Source organism: Pseudomonas sp. S30_BP2TU TE3576 (assembly GCF_050436025.1).
In the GTDB taxonomy this organism is placed as follows: Bacteria; Pseudomonadota; Gammaproteobacteria; order Pseudomonadales; family Pseudomonadaceae; genus Aquipseudomonas.
This window is the reverse complement of sequence record NZ_JBNDLK010000001.1, coordinates 4,285,273-4,301,335: the sequence shown is the minus strand read 5'-3', so window position 1 is coordinate 4,301,335 and position 16,063 is coordinate 4,285,273. Positions and strand designations below refer to the sequence as shown.

16 protein-coding genes and 1 other RNA gene are annotated in these 16,063 nt (G+C 58.0%); 7 read left to right on the top strand and 10 right to left on the bottom strand.

All coding sequences use genetic code 11. The annotated features are described in order from the left end of the window. Positions 1-250: 250 nt before the first annotated feature. Together rnpB and rsmI are read right to left on the bottom strand one after the other, a co-directional pair. An RNA gene (gene rnpB / locus ABIA48_RS19690) (RNase P RNA component class A) lies at positions 251-604 on the bottom strand. A 75-nt stretch (positions 605-679) separates the two neighbouring features. Beyond that, positions 680-1,585: a 16S rRNA (cytidine(1402)-2'-O)-methyltransferase gene (gene rsmI / locus ABIA48_RS19685; protein WP_429490718.1), complete on the bottom strand. Its 906-nt coding sequence runs from the start codon at positions 1,583-1,585 to the stop codon at positions 680-682. A gap of 177 nt (positions 1,586-1,762) precedes the next feature. Here rsmI and ABIA48_RS19680 point away from each other — a divergent pair, with 177 nt between their 5' ends. From ABIA48_RS19680 to ABIA48_RS19665, 4 genes are all read left to right on the top strand, one after another. Further along, on the top strand, positions 1,763-3,574 hold the full coding sequence (locus tag ABIA48_RS19680; RefSeq protein ID WP_429490716.1) for a penicillin-binding protein activator: 1,812 nt from the start codon (positions 1,763-1,765) through the stop codon (positions 3,572-3,574). Then, entirely contained in the window at positions 3,574-3,936 is a 363-nt protein-coding gene (locus tag ABIA48_RS19675; RefSeq protein WP_204932062.1) for a YraN family protein, read from the top strand. Before ABIA48_RS19680 ends, ABIA48_RS19675 begins: the two co-directional genes overlap by 1 nt. 104 nt (positions 3,937-4,040) lie before the next feature. Beyond that, positions 4,041-4,634 carry a phosphoheptose isomerase gene (locus ABIA48_RS19670; RefSeq protein ID WP_007972584.1) on the top strand — a complete coding sequence of 198 codons (594 nt, stop codon included), beginning with the start codon at positions 4,041-4,043 and terminating at the stop codon, positions 4,632-4,634. Next, complete coding sequence (locus tag ABIA48_RS19665) at positions 4,631-5,209, top strand: BON domain-containing protein (RefSeq protein WP_007989868.1); 579 nt, start codon at positions 4,631-4,633, stop codon at positions 5,207-5,209. The genes ABIA48_RS19670 and ABIA48_RS19665 overlap by 4 nt, the downstream gene beginning before the upstream one ends. Before the next feature lie 51 nt (positions 5,210-5,260). Here the strand turns inward: ABIA48_RS19665 and ABIA48_RS19660 are convergent, their stop codons facing one another. The 7 genes from ABIA48_RS19660 to rplM form a co-directional block, all read right to left on the bottom strand. Continuing rightward, complete coding sequence (locus tag ABIA48_RS19660) at positions 5,261-5,674, bottom strand: ClpXP protease specificity-enhancing factor (RefSeq protein WP_007989866.1); 414 nt, start codon at positions 5,672-5,674, stop codon at positions 5,261-5,263. 16 nt (positions 5,675-5,690) lie between these two features. Next, positions 5,691-6,308, bottom strand: a complete 618-nt coding sequence (locus ABIA48_RS19655) for a glutathione S-transferase N-terminal domain-containing protein (protein ID WP_007989864.1) — start codon at positions 6,306-6,308, stop codon at positions 5,691-5,693. A 150-nt stretch (positions 6,309-6,458) separates the two neighbouring features. Continuing rightward, a complete protein-coding gene (locus ABIA48_RS19650) occupies positions 6,459-7,241 on the bottom strand; it encodes a cytochrome c1 (protein ID WP_007989862.1) in 783 nt (260 codons plus the stop codon). Next, positions 7,241-8,452: a cytochrome b gene (locus tag ABIA48_RS19645; RefSeq protein ID WP_007989860.1), complete on the bottom strand. Its 1,212-nt coding sequence runs from the start codon at positions 8,450-8,452 to the stop codon at positions 7,241-7,243. The genes ABIA48_RS19650 and ABIA48_RS19645 overlap by 1 nt, the downstream gene beginning before the upstream one ends. Continuing rightward, on the bottom strand, positions 8,452-9,045 hold the full coding sequence (petA, locus tag ABIA48_RS19640) for a ubiquinol-cytochrome c reductase iron-sulfur subunit (protein ID WP_277531659.1): 594 nt from the start codon (positions 9,043-9,045) through the stop codon (positions 8,452-8,454). Before petA ends, ABIA48_RS19645 begins: the two co-directional genes overlap by 1 nt. Positions 9,046-9,313: 268 nt before the next feature. Further along, a complete protein-coding gene (gene rpsI / locus ABIA48_RS19635) occupies positions 9,314-9,706 on the bottom strand; it encodes a 30S ribosomal protein S9 (protein WP_003228056.1) in 393 nt (130 codons plus the stop codon). Between the two features lie 14 nt (positions 9,707-9,720). Next, complete coding sequence (gene rplM, locus ABIA48_RS19630; RefSeq protein WP_003228062.1) at positions 9,721-10,149, bottom strand: 50S ribosomal protein L13; 429 nt, start codon at positions 10,147-10,149, stop codon at positions 9,721-9,723. A gap of 245 nt (positions 10,150-10,394) precedes the next feature. Here rplM and ABIA48_RS19625 point away from each other — a divergent pair, with 245 nt between their 5' ends. Beyond that, positions 10,395-11,435: an NADP(H)-dependent aldo-keto reductase gene (locus tag ABIA48_RS19625; protein ID WP_007989856.1), complete on the top strand. Its 1,041-nt coding sequence runs from the start codon at positions 10,395-10,397 to the stop codon at positions 11,433-11,435. A gap of 105 nt (positions 11,436-11,540) precedes the next feature. On the opposite strand, the gene ABIA48_RS19620 is transcribed toward ABIA48_RS19625, so the two are convergent. Continuing rightward, on the bottom strand, positions 11,541-12,677 hold the full coding sequence (locus ABIA48_RS19620; RefSeq protein WP_429490711.1) for an acyl-CoA dehydrogenase family protein: 1,137 nt from the start codon (positions 12,675-12,677) through the stop codon (positions 11,541-11,543). 221 nt (positions 12,678-12,898) lie between these two features. Between ABIA48_RS19620 and ABIA48_RS19615 the strand changes: the two genes are divergently transcribed. Continuing rightward, the gene (locus ABIA48_RS19615) at positions 12,899-13,819 is read left to right on the top strand and encodes a GlxA family transcriptional regulator (protein ID WP_178120848.1); all 921 of its coding nucleotides are present in this window, start codon (positions 12,899-12,901) and stop codon (positions 13,817-13,819) included. A gap of 175 nt (positions 13,820-13,994) precedes the next feature. Beyond that, entirely contained in the window at positions 13,995-15,944 is a 1,950-nt protein-coding gene (locus ABIA48_RS19610; RefSeq protein WP_429490709.1) for a flavin monoamine oxidase family protein, read from the top strand. Positions 15,945-16,063: the final 119 nt, after the last annotated feature.

Here is a 16,063-nt window from a genome sequence, read left to right as displayed (position 1 = left end):
CGCGGGTTAAAGGAAAACCCTTACAGAACTGAGATTTAGGAGCATTAAAGGAGGAGCAACGAGAATCCGGCAGATGAAACCGTCCGATAACTTGAATCAGCACAGAAGGCTGCGTTCGGAAGTTAAAGTAATTTATTAAGAGTAAGATTTTTTTGGTATTACAAAAGAGGTTCTGCAGATGAATGTGTAAGGAGGGAAATTGCTATCACCACACCCCTTGCTCAATGATTTAAGCAGAGGGGAGAAAAAGGTGGAGAGTCGATCTGTAAGCCGGGTTCTGTCTTGAACAGTCATTCGTCTACGATGGCCATCACTGGACATCTTTAGCAACCTACCCGGTCCCAGCGCGGGCCACGCCTTGGGACCCTATTTGGTCTTGCTCCAAGTGGGGTTTACCTAGCCACGAACTGTTGCCAGACGTGCGGTGCGCTCTTACCGCACCTTTTCACCCTTACCGGCGCCGAAGCACTTAGGCGGTTATTTTCTGTGGCACTTTCCGTAGGCTCACGCCTCCCAGGCATTACCTGGCACTTCGCCCTATGGAGCCCGGACTTTCCTCCCCCCCCTAATTTTCATAGGGGGCAGCGACTGTCCGATCGACTCTCCACCGCGAAGGTTACCGGCAGAGCGCCCGAAGAACAAGCGCTAAGCGCCTTTGAGCGCGCCGGTACGTCGGGTTTTACTCCCCTTTCTGTTTATCCAGCGCAATCTGGTACAGCACATTCTTTCGCTCGCCGGTGATTTGCGCCGCCAACGCCGCCGCACGCTTGAGCGGCATTTCTTCAAGCAACAAATTGAGGATGCGCATTGCCTCACTGCTGACAGCGCCCTCCTCCTCGGGAGCAGACCAGCCCGCCACCAATACCACGCACTCGCCGCGCTGCTGATTGCTGTCCGACTCGACAAACTCGCGCAGCTCGGCCAGAGGCAACCCCTTGAGGGTTTCAAACGTCTTGGTCAGCTCGCGCGCAAGTAGCGCCAGACGCTCGGGGCCAAACACCAGCTCCATGTCTTGCAGGCATTCAAGGATGCGATGCGGCGCCTCATAGAAGATCAAGGTGCGCGGCTCTTCCTTTACCTGCTCGAGGCGCGCTCGCCTCCCCACAGCCTTGGCCGGGAGAAAACCTTCGAAAATGAAACGGTCGGAAGGCAGCCCCGCCGCCGATAACGCGGCAATCAACGCGCAGGCCCCCGGTACCGGCACCACATTGATACCCGCAGCCCGGGCCTGCCGCACCAGGTGGTAACCCGGATCGGAAATCAGTGGTGTCCCGGCATCGGAGATCAGCGCCACGCTGTCACCGGCAAGCAGACGAGTGATAAAGCGACTACCTTCATCCCGCTCGTTGTGTTCATGGCAGGCCGCCAACGGCGTCGAAATGCCGAAGTGTTGCATCAAGCGCTGGGAATGGCGGGTATCTTCCGCGGCGATCAAGGCCACTTCCCGCAGAATCTTCAGCGCCCGCGCACTGATGTCATCCAGGTTGCCGATGGGCGTCGCCACCACATAAAGCGAGCCAGCAGCGGAATTCAAAGCACCTGGAGCAGTCAAAGCGCACACCTCATCATCGGTAAAAGTCGCCATTGTAGCGCGTAGCGAGACTCACGATACGCGCAACCAAACGCGGCTTCGGCGACCGTTTGCGCTCTGGCGCAACATTTACACCAGCTAAATTGATCGATTCACGCCAGTAACATCGCGCCCCGGCCAGTGCTTGGGTACAATTCCACGCTAATTTGATCGAGTATCAGGAACGCTTACATGATCGCTTGCCTGCGGCTGTTATCTGCCCTCTGCCTCGCTGCCTTGCTGGCGGCTTGCGCCAGCTCGCCCTCCTCCAGCCTTGGCGAACTTCCACGGACACCGGACGCCAGTATCGAGCAGTTGCTTGAGAAGGCCGCCCAAAGCAAATCGCCGGAAGATGCCGCTCTGCTGCGCTTGAGCGCTGCCGACCTGGCCTACCACCAGGGCAATGCCGGCCAGTCCGCGCAAATCCTGCAACAGGTGCCCATCGAGCAACTCAAGCCGGGCCAGCAGGTTTTCGCCAACACCCTGGCGGCTGAATTGGCCATGACCCGCAATCAGCCCAAGGCAGCACTGACTGCCCTGAGCCACCCAAGCATGCAACGCTTGAGCGAACTGCCCGTCGAGCTGCAGGTCCGCACCGGCACCGTTCACGCCCGGGCACTTGAGGCCGATGGCCAGACCCTCGCCGCTGCTCGCGAGCGCATTTTTATCGCGCCAATGCTGAAAGGTGAAGCTGCGAGCAAAAACCACGAAGCCATCTGGACCCTGATCGCTTCGCTGCCGACCGAGCAGTTGCAGCCAAACACCGCCGACGACCTCGGCGGCTGGATGGCCCTGGCACTGGCGGTGAAATCCGCCGGCACCCTGGAACAGCAACAAGCGGCCATCGACAACTGGCGCTCGCGCAATCCAAAACACCCGGCAGCCATTCAATTGCCGCAGCCACTGACCCAGCTCAAGGAACTGGCCAGCCAGCCCCTGAGCAAGATCGCCCTGCTGCTGCCTCAGGACGGGCAATTGGCCTCGGTCGGCAAAGCGCTGCGCGACGGCTTCATGGCCGCTTACTACCAGGCCCAACAAGGCGGGCAGAAACCACCTGCCATCGAGTTTTATGACAGCTCGCGCCTGACCTCCATGGACGAGTTCTACCGCAAGGCCCAGGCCGATGGCGTGCAATTGGTCATTGGCCCGCTGGAGAAGCCGCTGGTCAAACAGTTGAGCACTCGCCCGCAATTGCCGATCACCACCCTGGCGTTGAACTACAGCGAAGGTGATCAAGGCCCGGCGCAGTTGTTCCAGTTCGGTCTTGCCGCTGAAGACGAAGCCCGTGAAGTGTCGCGCCGCGCTCGCGCCGACGGCCTGCACCGCGCAGCCATCATGGTGCCGAAAGGCGAATGGGGCGACCGCGTGCTCAAGGCGTTCAGCCAGGATTGGCAAGCCAATGGCGGTACTATCGTTGCCACCGAACGCGTCGATCAACCGGTCCAGCTGGCCCAGCAAATTGCCGACATGTTCCAGCTGCGCCAGAGCGAAGGTCGCGCCAAGAGCCTGCAAAGCACGGTTGGCTCTCAAGTAGCCGCCCAGCCGTCGCGCCGCCAGGACATCGAATTCATTTTCCTGGCCGCAACACCGCAGCAGGCCCAGCAGATCAAGCCGACCCTGAACTTTCAGTACGCAGGCGATGTGCCGGTATACGCCACCTCTCACGTATTCAGCGCCAGCGGTGACATCAACCAGTACAACGACATGAATGGCATTCGCTTCTGCGAGACGCCATGGTTGCTGGATGCCAATGATCCACTGCGCCGCCAGGTCACCGCCCAATGGCCTCAAGCCGCCGGCAGCCTGGGGCGCCTGTATGCGATGGGTGTGGATGCCTATCGACTGGCGCCGCGCCTGGGCCAACTCAAGTCCCTGCCAGACAGCCGAATTGACGGTGAATCGGGCAGCCTTGGCATGAGCCAGAGCCAGCGGGTCGTGCGTCAGTTGCCCTGGGCCGAGTTCGCCAACGGCCAGGTTCAACGCCTGCCGGACACCTCTCGCTGATGCCTGACAGGTCACGCCAGCAAAGCGGCAAGGATGCCGAGCGCCATGCGCTCGAGCATCTCCAACAACAGGGTCTGCGCCTGCTGGCGCAGAACTGGTTGTGTAAACGCGGCGAGCTTGATCTGGTCATGCTAGATGGCGATACAGTAGTATTCGTTGAAGTCCGCTACAGAAAAAACACTCAATGGGGTGGCGCGCTCGATAGCATCGATGAGCGCAAACGGCAAAAACTGATTTTCGCCGCGCAATATTTTCTTCAGCGCGAGTCGCGCTGGGCCAATTCCCCTTGCCGCTTCGACGTGATCGCCATCGACAGCAATCTCGATCAGTTGAACTGGCTACAGAATGCCTTCGACGGCTGATCGCCGGCATTGCGAACCGGACACTATCACCCAACACTTTTGCTCTTTGCTTTGCGGGCTGCACATTCACGTGCCGAACAGCCGCGCTAATTAAGGTCACACAGATGGACATGCAATCCCGAATTCGCCAGCTTTTTCAGGCCAGTATCGACACCAAGCAACAGGCGATGGAAGTACTTGCACCGCACATCGAGCAAGCCAGCCAGGTCATGGTCAACGCCCTGCTCAACGAAGGCAAAATGCTTTCCTGTGGTAACGGCGGTTCTGCCGGTGATGCCCAGCACTTTTCGTCCGAGCTGCTCAATCGCTTTGAGCGCGAGCGCCCGAGCCTGCCGGCCATTGCCCTGACGACCGACAGCTCGACAATCACCTCGATCGCCAACGACTACAGCTACAACGAAATCTTCTCCAAGCAGATCCGTGCACTCGGCCAACCGGGCGACGTGTTGCTGGCTATCTCCACCAGCGGCAACTCGGCCAACATAATTCAAGCGATCCAGGCCGCACATGATCGCGAAATGATTGTCGTAGCATTGACGGGACGTGATGGCGGCGGCATGGCGTCGCTGCTGTTGCCCGAGGACGTCGAGATTCGCGTACCGGCCAACGTCACCGCTCGTATTCAAGAAGTCCACCTGCTGGCGATCCATTGCCTTTGCGACTTGATCGACAGCCAATTGTTCGGGAGTGAAGAATGACCCCTAATCGCCTTGGCCTACTGGCCTTGACCCTGTGCCTCGGCATCAGCGGCTGCACCTCGGTAGTGACCGCCAGCCGTGAAGCACCGATTGAAGATGACCGCGGTACTCGTACGCTGGGCAGCAAGATCGACGACTCCCTGATCGACACCAAGGTTGGCGTGAACGTCGCCAAGGCCGACCCGGCCCTGGATAAAGACTCACACATCGTTGTCACCAGCTTCAACGGTGTTGTGCTGCTCGCCGGGCAAACGCCACGCGCAGACCTCAAGGCCAAGGCCGAACAGGCCGCCGCCGCTGTTCAGCGCGTGAAGCAGGTGCACAACGAACTGCAAATCCTGCCCCCCTCCTCGCTGCTGGCTCGCCAGAACGACACCTGGCTGACCACCAAGATCAAGACCCAGATGCTTGCCGATGCGAACATCCCCGGCTCGCGCATCAAGGTCGTCACTGAAAACGGCATTGTCTACATGCTGGGCCTGCTGACCAAACAGGAAGCTGCGCAGGCGACCAACCTGGTGCAAGGCGTTTCCGGCGTGCAGAAGATCGTGAAGCTGTTTGAGTACATCGATTGATCTGCAATCCTGCGTAATAAAAAAGGCGATCCTTGCGGATCGCCTTTTTTATTACTTCACCACTTTCAGACTGGGTCGACCGCTTGGACGCGGTGGCTCGCTGTCAGGTGGTGGAAGATCGTCATCCGGATCGATCTCTTCGTCCTCGCCCATCGGCGATTCCAGATCAAACACCATGCCTTGGCCATTCTCCCGGGCGTAGATACCCAGGATCGATGCAATAGGCACGTACAAGGTGTGCGGCACGCCACCAAAGCGCCCCTCGAAACTGACCGCCTCGTTGTCCATGTGCAAGTGGCGCACGGCCTGTGGCGATACGTTCAGGACGATCTGCCCGTCACTGGCAAAACCCTGAGGCACCTGTACCGACGGATACTCGGAATTGACCAGCATGTGCGGGGTGCAATCGTTGTCCACAATCCACTCATAGAGCGCGCGGACCAGATAAGGTCGACTGGAGTTCATAGCGGCTCCTTAAGCCTCAGCGCATGTCGCGTTCGACACCAGACAGACTCGCCTGGAAAGCCTCACGCGCAAACTGGCGCTCCATATAATCAAGCAGCGGCTTGGCCGGCCGCGGCAGTTCTATACCCAGGATCGGCAATCTCCAGAGTATTGGTAATAGGCAGCAATCCACCAGACTTTGTTCCTCACTGAGGAAAAACGGCTTGTCGGCAAACAGTGGCGACACACCCGTCAGGCTTTCGCGCAATTCTTTGCGAGCCACGGCACGGGCCGCTTCCTTGGTCCGTGAATCCAGAATCAGGTCCACCAGACCACACCAGTCTCGCTGAATGCGGTGCATCAGCAGACGACTGTTGGCACGCGCCACCGGATAAACCGGCAGTAGCGGCGGGTGCGGGTAACGCTCATCCAGATATTCCATCACCACAGTCGACTCCCACAACGCCAGGTCGCGATCGACCAGGGTAGGCAAGCTGCCGTAAGGGTTCACTTCAATCAGTTTAGGTGGCTGGCGACCAGCCTCCACGTAAATGATCTCGGCGCTGACACCCTTCTCTGCCAGTACGATGCGCACTCGGTGGGAATAGTGGTCGGCGGGGTCGGAGTAACAGGCCAACCGATTGGTCACGCCCATGGCGATCCTCCTCGCTTGTAGAAATTATCGAAAGCTCAAAAACGAGCGCGCCCAGAGGGCGCCTCCCGTAACGACTGGTTCACCAGGCTCGCTACATCTTCAGAGGCGCCCTTGGGCGCGCGCGATTAACAGCAATAGCTTGTAGCTTTATCAGTGCACGTCTTTCCAGTATTCGCGCTTGAGCAGGTAAGCGAAGACGAAGAAGAACGCCAGGTACAACAATACGTAAGTACCGATGCGCTGATGTTGCAGCTTAACCGGGTTAGCCGAGTAAGCCAGGAAGGTTACCAGATTCTTGACCTTCTCATCGAACTGCTCTTCAGTCAGAGCACCGCTTTTCGGCACGATGGTCAGTTGATCACACGCTTCATGAGTCAGCTTCGCACCGGTCAACGGATCATATTGCTTCTTGCCGTCTTCGACGATCTGAACCTGCTTGCAACCGACGACCTGGCGACCTTGCAGGCCAGCCAGGACGTTAGGCATACCCACGTTCGGGAAAACCTTGTTGTTCACACCCCATGGGCGCGAAGGATCTTCGTAGAACGATCTCAGGTAGCCATAGAGCCAGTCAGTGCCGCGAACACGGGCAACCAGGGTCAGATCCGGTGGCGCCGCACCGAACCAGGCCTTGGCGTCCGCAGGCTGCATGCCGATGCTCATGTGGTCGCCGATCTTGGCACCCGTGAACACCAGTTTTTCCAGCATCAACTCATGGGGAATGCCCAGGTCGTCGGCAACACGCTCATAGCGCTGGAACTTGGCACTGTGGCAACCCATGCAGTAGTTGGCGAACGTACGCGCGCCGTCCTGCATGGCTGCTTTATCGGAAACGTCAATGTCGACTTTTTCCAGCTCGGGGCCACCGTGTTCAGCTGCGAAAGCGAACACTGGCAGCGCGGCAAGCATCAATACAGCAAATAGTTTTTTCATCAGCCAGTCACCCTTTCCGGAACCGGTTTGGTCTTCTCGAGCCGGGTGTAGAACGGCATCAGAATGAAGTAGGCGAAGTACAGGAAGGTACATACCTGCGACACCAACGTACGCTCAGGGGTTGGGGCCAATACGCCCAGCACACCCAGGATCACGAACGCGATGCAGAACACCCAGAGCCAGATCTTGCTCAGCCAGCCTTTGTAGCGCATCGACTTGACCGGGCTACGGTCCAGCCATGGCAGGACGAACAGCACAGCAATGGCCGCACCCATGGCGATCACCCCGAAGAGCTTGTCCGGAATCGCGCGCAAGATGGCGTAGAACGGGGTGAAGTACCAGACTGGAGCAATGTGCTCCGGAGTCTTGAAGGCGTTCGCCACTTCAAAGTTCGGCTTTTCGAGGAAGTAACCGCCCATTTCCGGGAAGAAGAACACGATCGAGCAGAAGATGAACAGGAACACCACCACGCCGACGATATCCTTCACCGTGTAGTACGGGTGGAAGGCAATGCCGTCCAGCGGTATGCCGTTTTCGTCCTTGTGCTTCTTGATATCCACGCCGTCCGGGTTGTTCGAACCGACTTCGTGCAACGCCAGGATGTGCAGCACCACCAGACCAAGGATAACGATCGGCAGGGCAACCACGTGCAGGGCGAAGAAGCGGTTCAGGGTAATACCGGAAATCAGGTAGTCACCGCGAATCCATTGGGTCAGGTCGTTGCCGATGACCGGGATCGCACCAAACAGCGAGATGATTACCTGGGCACCCCAGTAGGACATCTGGCCCCACGGCAGCAGGTAACCCATGAATGCTTCGGCCATCAGCGCCAGGTAGATCAGCATGCCGAAGACCCACACCAGTTCACGCGGTTTCTGGTACGAACCGTAGAGCAGGCCACGGAACATGTGCAGATAGACCACGATGAAGAATGCGGAAGCGCCAGTGGAGTGCAGCAGACGCAGGATCGAGCCGTACTCGACGTCACGCATGATGTATTCGACGGAAGCGAACGCTTCTTCCGCCGACGGGTTGTAGCTCATGGTCAACCAGACACCGGTAACGATCTGGTTGACCAGAACGAGCAGTGCGAGGGAGCCAAAAAAGTAGAAGAAGTTGAAGTTTTTCGGAGCGTAATACTTGCTGAGATGATCTTCCCACATCTTGGTGGCGGGAAAGCGCGCGTCAACCCAATCCATGAACTTGCTCATCACGCTTTCTCCGTATCGACGCCAATGACAATGATGTCGTCGGTCTCATAGGAATGCGGGGGAACTGGCAGGTTCAAAGGCGCAGGTTGCGACTTGTAGACGCGGCCAGCCAGATCGTAGTGGGAACCGTGGCAAGGGCAGAAATAACCGCCTACCCAGTCTTTACCCAGATCCGCAGGTGCCACTTCGGGACGGAACGTCGGCGAACAACCCAGGTGCGTGCAGATACCGATCAGCAGCAGAACCTCAGGCTTGATCGAACGGGTTTGCGGATCAACGTAAGTCGGTTGTGTCGAGTTCTTGGAGGTCGGGTCAACGAGCTGGCCCTCGATCTTTTTCAGATTCCCCAGGATTTCCGGTGTACGGCGGACGATGAACACCGGCTGGCCGCGCCACTCAGCAATCATCTGCTGGCCTGGCTCGATTTTGCTGACATTCACTTTCACCGGTGCACCTGCGGCTTTCGCCTTGGCACTGGGAAACCATGACCCCACGAACGGGACCGCAGCCCCCACCGCTCCTGCAGCACCCACCACGGATGTGGCTGCTACCAAGAAGCGACGCCGGCCTGCATTCACGCCGTCATTGCTCATTCAGTCCTCTCCCATCAGCTTTGTGGCCTGTTAAATCAGGCATCTACTAAGTAAATCTATGTACTTATAAAAATTTTGCCGAATGGTAATGAAAAGCCCCAATTCTGACAAGGTAATTACCGGAACCCATCACCCCCAAGCCTTGTAGTATAGGGCGTCTACGGATGTGGCAAGTTGTCACAGCGCAATTCTTTGATAAATCGCAGGCACAAAAAAACGCCCAGCTCCGTGAGGAAACTGGGCGTTCTTTTTTGAACGTGAAAGCGAATTAACGCTTCGAGTACTGCGGACGCTTACGCGCTTTACGCAGACCGACTTTCTTACGTTCAACTTCACGAGCATCGCGGGTTACGAAGCCGGCTTTACGCAGGGCGCTGCGCAGAGTCTCGTCGTAGTCCATCAGAGCGCGAGTGATGCCGTGGCGGATTGCGCCAGCCTGACCACTTACACCACCGCCGATCACGGTGACGTAGATGTCGAACTTCTCGACAGTCTCAGTCAATTCCAGCGGCTGACGAACTACCATGCGGGCAGTTTCGCGGCCGAAGAAATTATCCAGCGAACGGTTGTTGATGGAGATGTTACCAGTACCCGGACGCAGGAAAACGCGTGCGGTTGCGGTCTTGCGACGGCCAGTGCCGTAATTTTGAGTCGCCGACATAATGAACTATTCCGTTAAATCTTCAGTTCTTGGGGCTGCTGAGCAGTATGAGGGTGTGCAGCGCCCGCATAGACTTTCAGCTTACGGTACATGTCGCGACCCAGCGGGTTCTTAGGCAGCATGCCTTTGACCGCGGTCTCGATCACGCGCTCAGGGGCCTTGGCGATCAGCTTTTCAAAGTTGATCGACTTGATGCCGCCCGGGAAACCGGAGTGGGAGTAGTACATTTTGTCAGTGGTTTTAGCACCGGTAACACGGATCTGCTCAGCGTTGATTACGACGATGTAGTCGCCGGTGTCAACGTGAGGAGTGTACTCAGGCTTGTGCTTGCCACGCAGACGGCTCGCGATTTCGGTGGCCAGACGACCCAGGGTCTGACCAGCAGCGTCGACGACAAACCAGTCGCGCTTTACTGTTTCCGGTTTAGCAGTAAAAGTTTTCATTCTTTATAGCCTCAGGGGCCGCCCTGTAAATTAGACGGCGGATCTTACTGAATAGTGCGTACTTTGACAAGTCAAAGGCAGCCGGATACAGACGCTTTCGGGGGCTCGGGTCGGCGCGTCCGTTCAACGGCAAGATTCTTCGGCGGCGGCGCATCACTTCCACTGCAGAAAGAGGTGCGCAATTATGCAGATTGCGAAAAATAATTCAACCTGCTTTTATGATTGTTTTGCCCAAGGAGCACCCGATGGACTATCGCCAGCTAGGCCGAACGAATCTGAACGTGAGTGCCCTCTGCCTCGGAACCATGACCTGGGGCGAGCAAAACAGCGAGGCAGACGCCTTCGCCCAGATTGAACGGGCCAAGAGTGCCGGGATCAACTTCATCGACACTGCCGAGATGTACCCGGTGCCGCCCAAGGCCGAAACCTACGCCACCACCGAACGCTACATCGGCAATTACTTCAAAAGCCGTGGCGACCGCTCCGACTGGATCCTGGCCAGCAAGATCGCCGGCCCCGGCAACACCATCGACTACATCCGCGACAAGAACCTTCGGCACAATCGACAGCACATCACCGAAGCCGTGGACGCCAGCCTCAAGCGCCTGCAGACCGATTACATCGACCTGTACCAATTGCACTGGCCGGAGCGCAGCACCAACTTCTTCGGCCAGCTCGGCTACAAGCACAAGATCGAAGCCAACCTGACCCCGCTGGAGGACACCCTCGAAGCGCTGGACGAGCAGGTCCGCGCCGGCAAGATCCGCCACATCGGCCTGTCCAACGAGACGCCGTGGGGCACCATGCGCTTCCTGGCCCTGGCCGAAGCCCGAGGCTGGCCGCGCGCCGTTTCGATCCAGAATCCGTACAACCTGCTCAACCGCAGCTTCGAAGTCGGCCTGGCGGAAATCGCCATCCGCGAGCAATGCGGCCTGCTCGCCTACTCGCCGCTGGCGTTCGGTTTCCTGTCAGGCAAGTACGAAGGTGGCGCCCGCCCGCCAAAAGCTCGCTTGAGCCTCTATAGCCGCTTCAGCCGCTATTTCAACGCGCAATCGGAAGCCGCCTGCAGCCGTTACGTGGCTCTGGCTCGCGAACATGGCCTGGACCCGGCGCAAATGGCCCTGGCGTTCGTGACGCAGCAGCCGTTCGTGACCAGCAACATCATTGGCGCGACCACGATGGAGCAACTGGAGAGCAATATCGCCAGTTTCGACTTGAAGTTGTCGGAGGAAGTGCTGGAAGGGATCGAGGCGATTCACAAGGATCATCCGAACCCTGCGCCTTGATCGACAGTTATAAAGCCTTCGCGGGCAAGCCCGCTCCCACAAGGACTGCGCTGTCCCTGTGGGAGCGGGCTTGCCCGCGAAGGCATCTGGCCTGCCCAACTCAGATCAAAGCGACCGCGCAATGATCTCCTTCATGATCTCGTTCGTCCCGGCATAGATCCGCTGCACCCGCGCATCCGCCCACGCCCGGGCAATCGGGTACTCCCACATGAACCCGTAGCCACCGTGCAATTGCACGCATTCATCGAGCACCTTGCATTGCAGGTCAGTGCCCCAGTACTTGGCCATTGCCGCCGTCGGCACGTCGAGCTTGCCTTGCAGGTGCAGTTCCAGGCAGCGGTCGACGAAGACGCGGCCGATCTGGATTTCCGTGGCCATCTCCGCCAGTTTGAACCGGGTATTCTGGAAGTCCGCGATCGACTTGCCGAACGCCTTGCGCTCGCGGGTGTAGTCCAGCGTCCATTGCAGCGCCGCTTCGGCTGAAGCCAGGCCGCCAACGGCCACGGTGAGACGCTCCTGGGGCAATTCCTGCATCAGGTAGGCGAACCCCATCCCGGCCTGGCCCAGCAGGTTTTCCCTGGGCACACGCACGTCCTGGAAGAACAGCTCCGACGTGTCCTGGGCCTTCATCCCGACTTTCTCCAGGCGCTTGCCTTTGTCGAAACCTGGCGTATTGGCTTCCACCAGAAACAGACTGGTGCCCTTCGCGCCGGCCTTCGGATCGGTCTTGGCGACGACGATCACCAGGTCGGCCAGGTAGCCGTTGGTGATGAAGGTCTTGGAGCCGTTGATCACGTACTCGTCACCCTCGAGCACTGCCGTGGTTTTCACCCCTTGCAGATCGGAACCGGCGCCCGGTTCAGTCATGGCGATCGCGGTAACCATCTCGCCGGACACCAGTTTCGGCAGGTACTTGCGCTTCAGCGCTTCACTGCCGTAATGCAGGATGTACGGCGCGACGATGTCCGAATGCAGGGAAAAACCGATGCCGGTCAGGCCAAGTCGCCCCACTTCCTCGATCACCACCGCACTATAGAGAAAGTCCGCCCCGAGGCCGCCATACTCTTCCGGCAGGTGCGAGCAGAGCATCCCCGCCTCCCCTGCCTTGTTCCAGAGCTTACGGTCGATATAGCCTTGTTTTTCCCATTGCCCATGGAATGGCACCGCCTCTTTTTCGAGGAACGTCCGCACGCTGTCGCGGAAAAGCTCATGCTCGGAGCTGAACAGGGTTCTGGGGATCATGCGGCACCTTTTCTTTGTTTTTAGAAGGGGTTGACCTTCAGAGACTAAGCCTCGCTTCCGATACAGGACACTGGACACATCCGACAAAAAATAAGACGATCCAGCCGTCTGGTGACCACTTCCCCCTATAAAAATAAAGTTGAATTATGTCTAACCAAGCCTCCACGCCCCTGCGGCGCGTCAGCATCCTGGCCATCGACCGGGTTTTCGCTTCCACCCTCATGCAAGCCAAGGACTTCTTCCACCTCGCCAGCCTGCGCTACGGCAAACAGCTGGGCCAGGGCCTGACACCGGCGTTCGAAACCCGTCTGGTCAGCCCCGACGGCAAACCGGTCAATACCTTCAGCGATGTGATGATTCCGGTGGATGGCGGGCTGGAAAACGCCGACATCATCGTTCTTCCTGCGTTCTGGGACGATTTCGACAGCCTGTGCAAGCGTTATCCGCAAGTCCTGCCCTGGCTGCGCCAGCAACATGCACGCGGTGCCGTGCTGTGCGGCGAGGCCACCGGTGTGTTCTGGCTGGCCGAAGCCGGGCTGCTCAACGGCAAGGAAGCGACCACCTACTGGCGCTTCTTCAATGCCTTCGCCGAACGCTTCCCCCAGGTCCAGCTCAATCAGGACAAACACCTGACCGACGCCGATAACCTGTACTGCGCCGGCGGCACCACGTCGGCGTGCGACCTGTACATTTACCTGATCGAGCGTTTCTGTGGCGCCAATGTGTCCCAGGCCGTAGCACGGGACATTCTGTATGAGGTACAGCGCAGTTACTCGCCGGGACGCATCGGTTTTGGCGGGCAGAAGCTGCACCAGGATGTGATCATCCTGCAGATCCAGCACTGGCTCGAAGAACACTTCGCCGACAAGTTCCGTTTCGAAGACGTCGCCCGCGAACACGGCATGAGCATCCGCAACTTCATGCGCCGCTTCCAGACCGCCACCGGGGACAAACCGCTGCATTACCTGCAACGCCTGCGCATCGAAACCGCCAAGGGCTTGCTGTCCGGCAGCCGCAAGAGCATCAAGACCATCAGCTATGAGGTGGGCTATGACGATGCGAGCTTCTTTGCACGACTGTTCCGCCAGCACACGGAGTTGTCACCGAACCAATATCGCCAGCAATTTCAGCAAGCGGCGTGAAAGCAAAGAACCTTGAGAAAGGCCTGCATCGCAGGCCTTTTTTTGTAGTTTTTTCCTACGTAAAAAGCGGAACGAAGAGCGCCAACGAACCCGATTGAGCTCATGTACGTGAAGTCTTCAACGCTTCAATCTCTCTCCCTGCATTCACCATCAGTGCTGACAGGGAAGATCAACAGTGACTATTGGATCAAGCGACAATTACCCTTCATCCGTTGCCGAAGAAGACGCCGCCACAACAACGCCCCCGGCTGATAACCCATGGGTCGCGCGTTTTCCCAATCCACCTGACTTGTGCTTCGATTATCGGGCGCTGGTTGAACAGGACAACGGCATCGCCCGGGCAAACGAGCAACAACACCGGATTTGCATCATCGGCGCAGGCGTCACCGGACTGACGGCCGCCAGAGAACTCTATCGTTGTGGCTTTACCCAAATCACCCTCATCGAACAATCCAGGCGCATCGGCGGCAGGCACCTGACCGTCCTCGGCAGCCAGCACCCAGCGCAAACTCATACGCCATTTGAAATGGGCGCCATGCGCATGCCTTTTTTCAACCGGGCAGGCGAATCACCGACAGAGGGCAGATCGCTGATGGCTTATTACGCCAAGGCGTTCGACCTGGCGTTTTCAGACTTTGCCAACCCCGGAAGCCAGTGGGTCAGCTCTACCGGGATCTATCTTCGCGAGGGCAGCATGGGCGGCGGAACAATTGCGCAGATGCTGGTATGGAAAAACCAGGATGGCCGGACTCCACCACCCGGAGAAGAGCTGCAAAAGGTCTATGCCAAGTGGAAAACTTTTGCCGATCGCATGACCCGGCATGTCGCGGCGGTGTACGCCAGCGACAAATGGGAAGCCATGTGGGCGGCGATCGTCGACAAATACGAGAGCGTGTCCTTCCGTAATCTGGTCAGCATGCCGGCCCTGCAAGCCTGGGATGAACGGTCGCCCGGAGACTTTGGCGGGCTGGGAATGTCTGCGCAGGAGTCGGCCATTTTCTATGCCATCGGCATCGGTGATGGCAGTTGGGGGGCCTTTTACGATGTATGTGCCCTCTACCCCCTGCGCACGGCCATTTTCGGCTTCAGCAGTCATCTGCAACTGATCCATGGCCGGGTGGACACACAGGGTAATCCGCTGGCCTCACCCTGCTTGCACAGCGAAGCCGTGCATGACTCGGCGGGCCTCGACTTCGACAGGCCGCGCTACATCGGGCTTGCCTCACTGAGCGAGTGCCTGTTCTTCATGGCCATCGAGGAGACCGGAAAATCCGTCTATGAACACAGCCGTGAACGAAGCAACGGCTTTCTCACAGACTCATCCGTTACCCGCCTGAGAAAACTGGCCAACCGCAAAACACGCGTTTACTTCAACTGGAAACACAGCCAACCCACGCACACCCAGGAACACTTCGATGACTTCGACTCCGTCATCATGACCCTGCCGTCCTGGCTGATTGAAACCCGAATCAAACTTGAACATTTCACCCAGCAAATGCTGCCTTACGAGACGATCAATGCCTATAAAACGGCGCACTGGGAAACCAGCTGCAAAGTTTACGCGCCCTTGAAAAAATCATTCCTGTCGAGCCCCGGCAAAATTCCGCAGACCATCGTCACCGACAGTTTTATCCATGACGTCTATGCCTACCGCTACAACGATCACTACAGCGATGACTGCATTCTCCTGAGTTACACCTGGGAGGATGACGCCACCAAACTCGGTTTGCTGAGTGACAAGGAACTGGTGGCCCAATGTGTCGAAGAGCTGGACCGTATCCTGATGAACTGCGCCAATATTCAAGAGCGAATTTCGCCCTACATTGGCATTGACCAGGCCGTGGTCCAACGCTGGATCACCGATAAAAACGCCCTGGGTTGCGCCAGGCTGTATCGCCCCGGCACCTATTACGACGCCGTCGGCTTGATGAGATACAACAGGGATTTCGCCCACCTGTCAGGTTTGTATTTTTCCGGAGAATCCTTTTCAGTCGATGCCGGCTGGACGGAACCCTGCTTTCGCGGGGCCGTCGATGCGGTCATTCACATTTGCAACAACACCGCCGCGACTTTCAATGGTGGCTTCACCATGAATGACTATCCGCACTACCAGCTCCGCCCCTGATCCCCTTCACTCCAGAGCCATGCACGACGTGTATTGGCTCTTTCCCCGGCGCGCCTGTCGCCCCCGTCAACGCCTTCAATCTTCCATCTTGGGACAAGGACTACAGCCTTATCGGAAGC

Excerpts from the sequence above, each read along its gene's own strand:
- ABIA48_RS19650 (WP_007989862.1), bottom strand. The coding sequence starts at position 7,241 with ATGAAAAAACTATTTGCTGTATTGATGCTTGCCGCGCTGCCAGTGTTC.
- rsmI (WP_429490718.1), bottom strand. The coding sequence starts at position 1,585 with ATGGCGACTTTTACCGATGATGAGGTGTGCGCTTTGACTGCTCCAGGT.
- ABIA48_RS19670 (WP_007972584.1), top strand. The coding sequence starts at position 4,041 with ATGGACATGCAATCCCGAATTCGCCAGCTTTTTCAGGCCAGTATCGAC.
- ABIA48_RS19615 (WP_178120848.1), top strand. The coding sequence starts at position 12,899 with ATGCAAGCCAAGGACTTCTTCCACCTCGCCAGCCTGCGCTACGGCAAA.
- petA (WP_277531659.1), bottom strand. The coding sequence starts at position 9,045 with ATGAGCAATGACGGCGTGAATGCAGGCCGGCGTCGCTTCTTGGTAGCA.
- rplM (WP_003228062.1), bottom strand. The coding sequence starts at position 10,149 with ATGAAAACTTTTACTGCTAAACCGGAAACAGTAAAGCGCGACTGGTTT.
- ABIA48_RS19655 (WP_007989864.1), bottom strand. The coding sequence starts at position 6,308 with ATGGGCGTGACCAATCGGTTGGCCTGTTACTCCGACCCCGCCGACCAC.
- ABIA48_RS19665 (WP_007989868.1), top strand. The coding sequence starts at position 4,631 with ATGACCCCTAATCGCCTTGGCCTACTGGCCTTGACCCTGTGCCTCGGC.
- ABIA48_RS19680 (WP_429490716.1), top strand. The coding sequence starts at position 1,763 with ATGATCGCTTGCCTGCGGCTGTTATCTGCCCTCTGCCTCGCTGCCTTG.
- ABIA48_RS19620 (WP_429490711.1), bottom strand. The coding sequence starts at position 12,677 with ATGATCCCCAGAACCCTGTTCAGCTCCGAGCATGAGCTTTTCCGCGAC.
- ABIA48_RS19660 (WP_007989866.1), bottom strand. The coding sequence starts at position 5,674 with ATGAACTCCAGTCGACCTTATCTGGTCCGCGCGCTCTATGAGTGGATT.
- ABIA48_RS19645 (WP_007989860.1), bottom strand. The coding sequence starts at position 8,452 with ATGAGCAAGTTCATGGATTGGGTTGACGCGCGCTTTCCCGCCACCAAG.
- ABIA48_RS19675 (WP_204932062.1), top strand. The coding sequence starts at position 3,574 with ATGCCTGACAGGTCACGCCAGCAAAGCGGCAAGGATGCCGAGCGCCAT.
- ABIA48_RS19625 (WP_007989856.1), top strand. The coding sequence starts at position 10,395 with ATGGACTATCGCCAGCTAGGCCGAACGAATCTGAACGTGAGTGCCCTC.
- rpsI (WP_003228056.1), bottom strand. The coding sequence starts at position 9,706 with ATGTCGGCGACTCAAAATTACGGCACTGGCCGTCGCAAGACCGCAACC.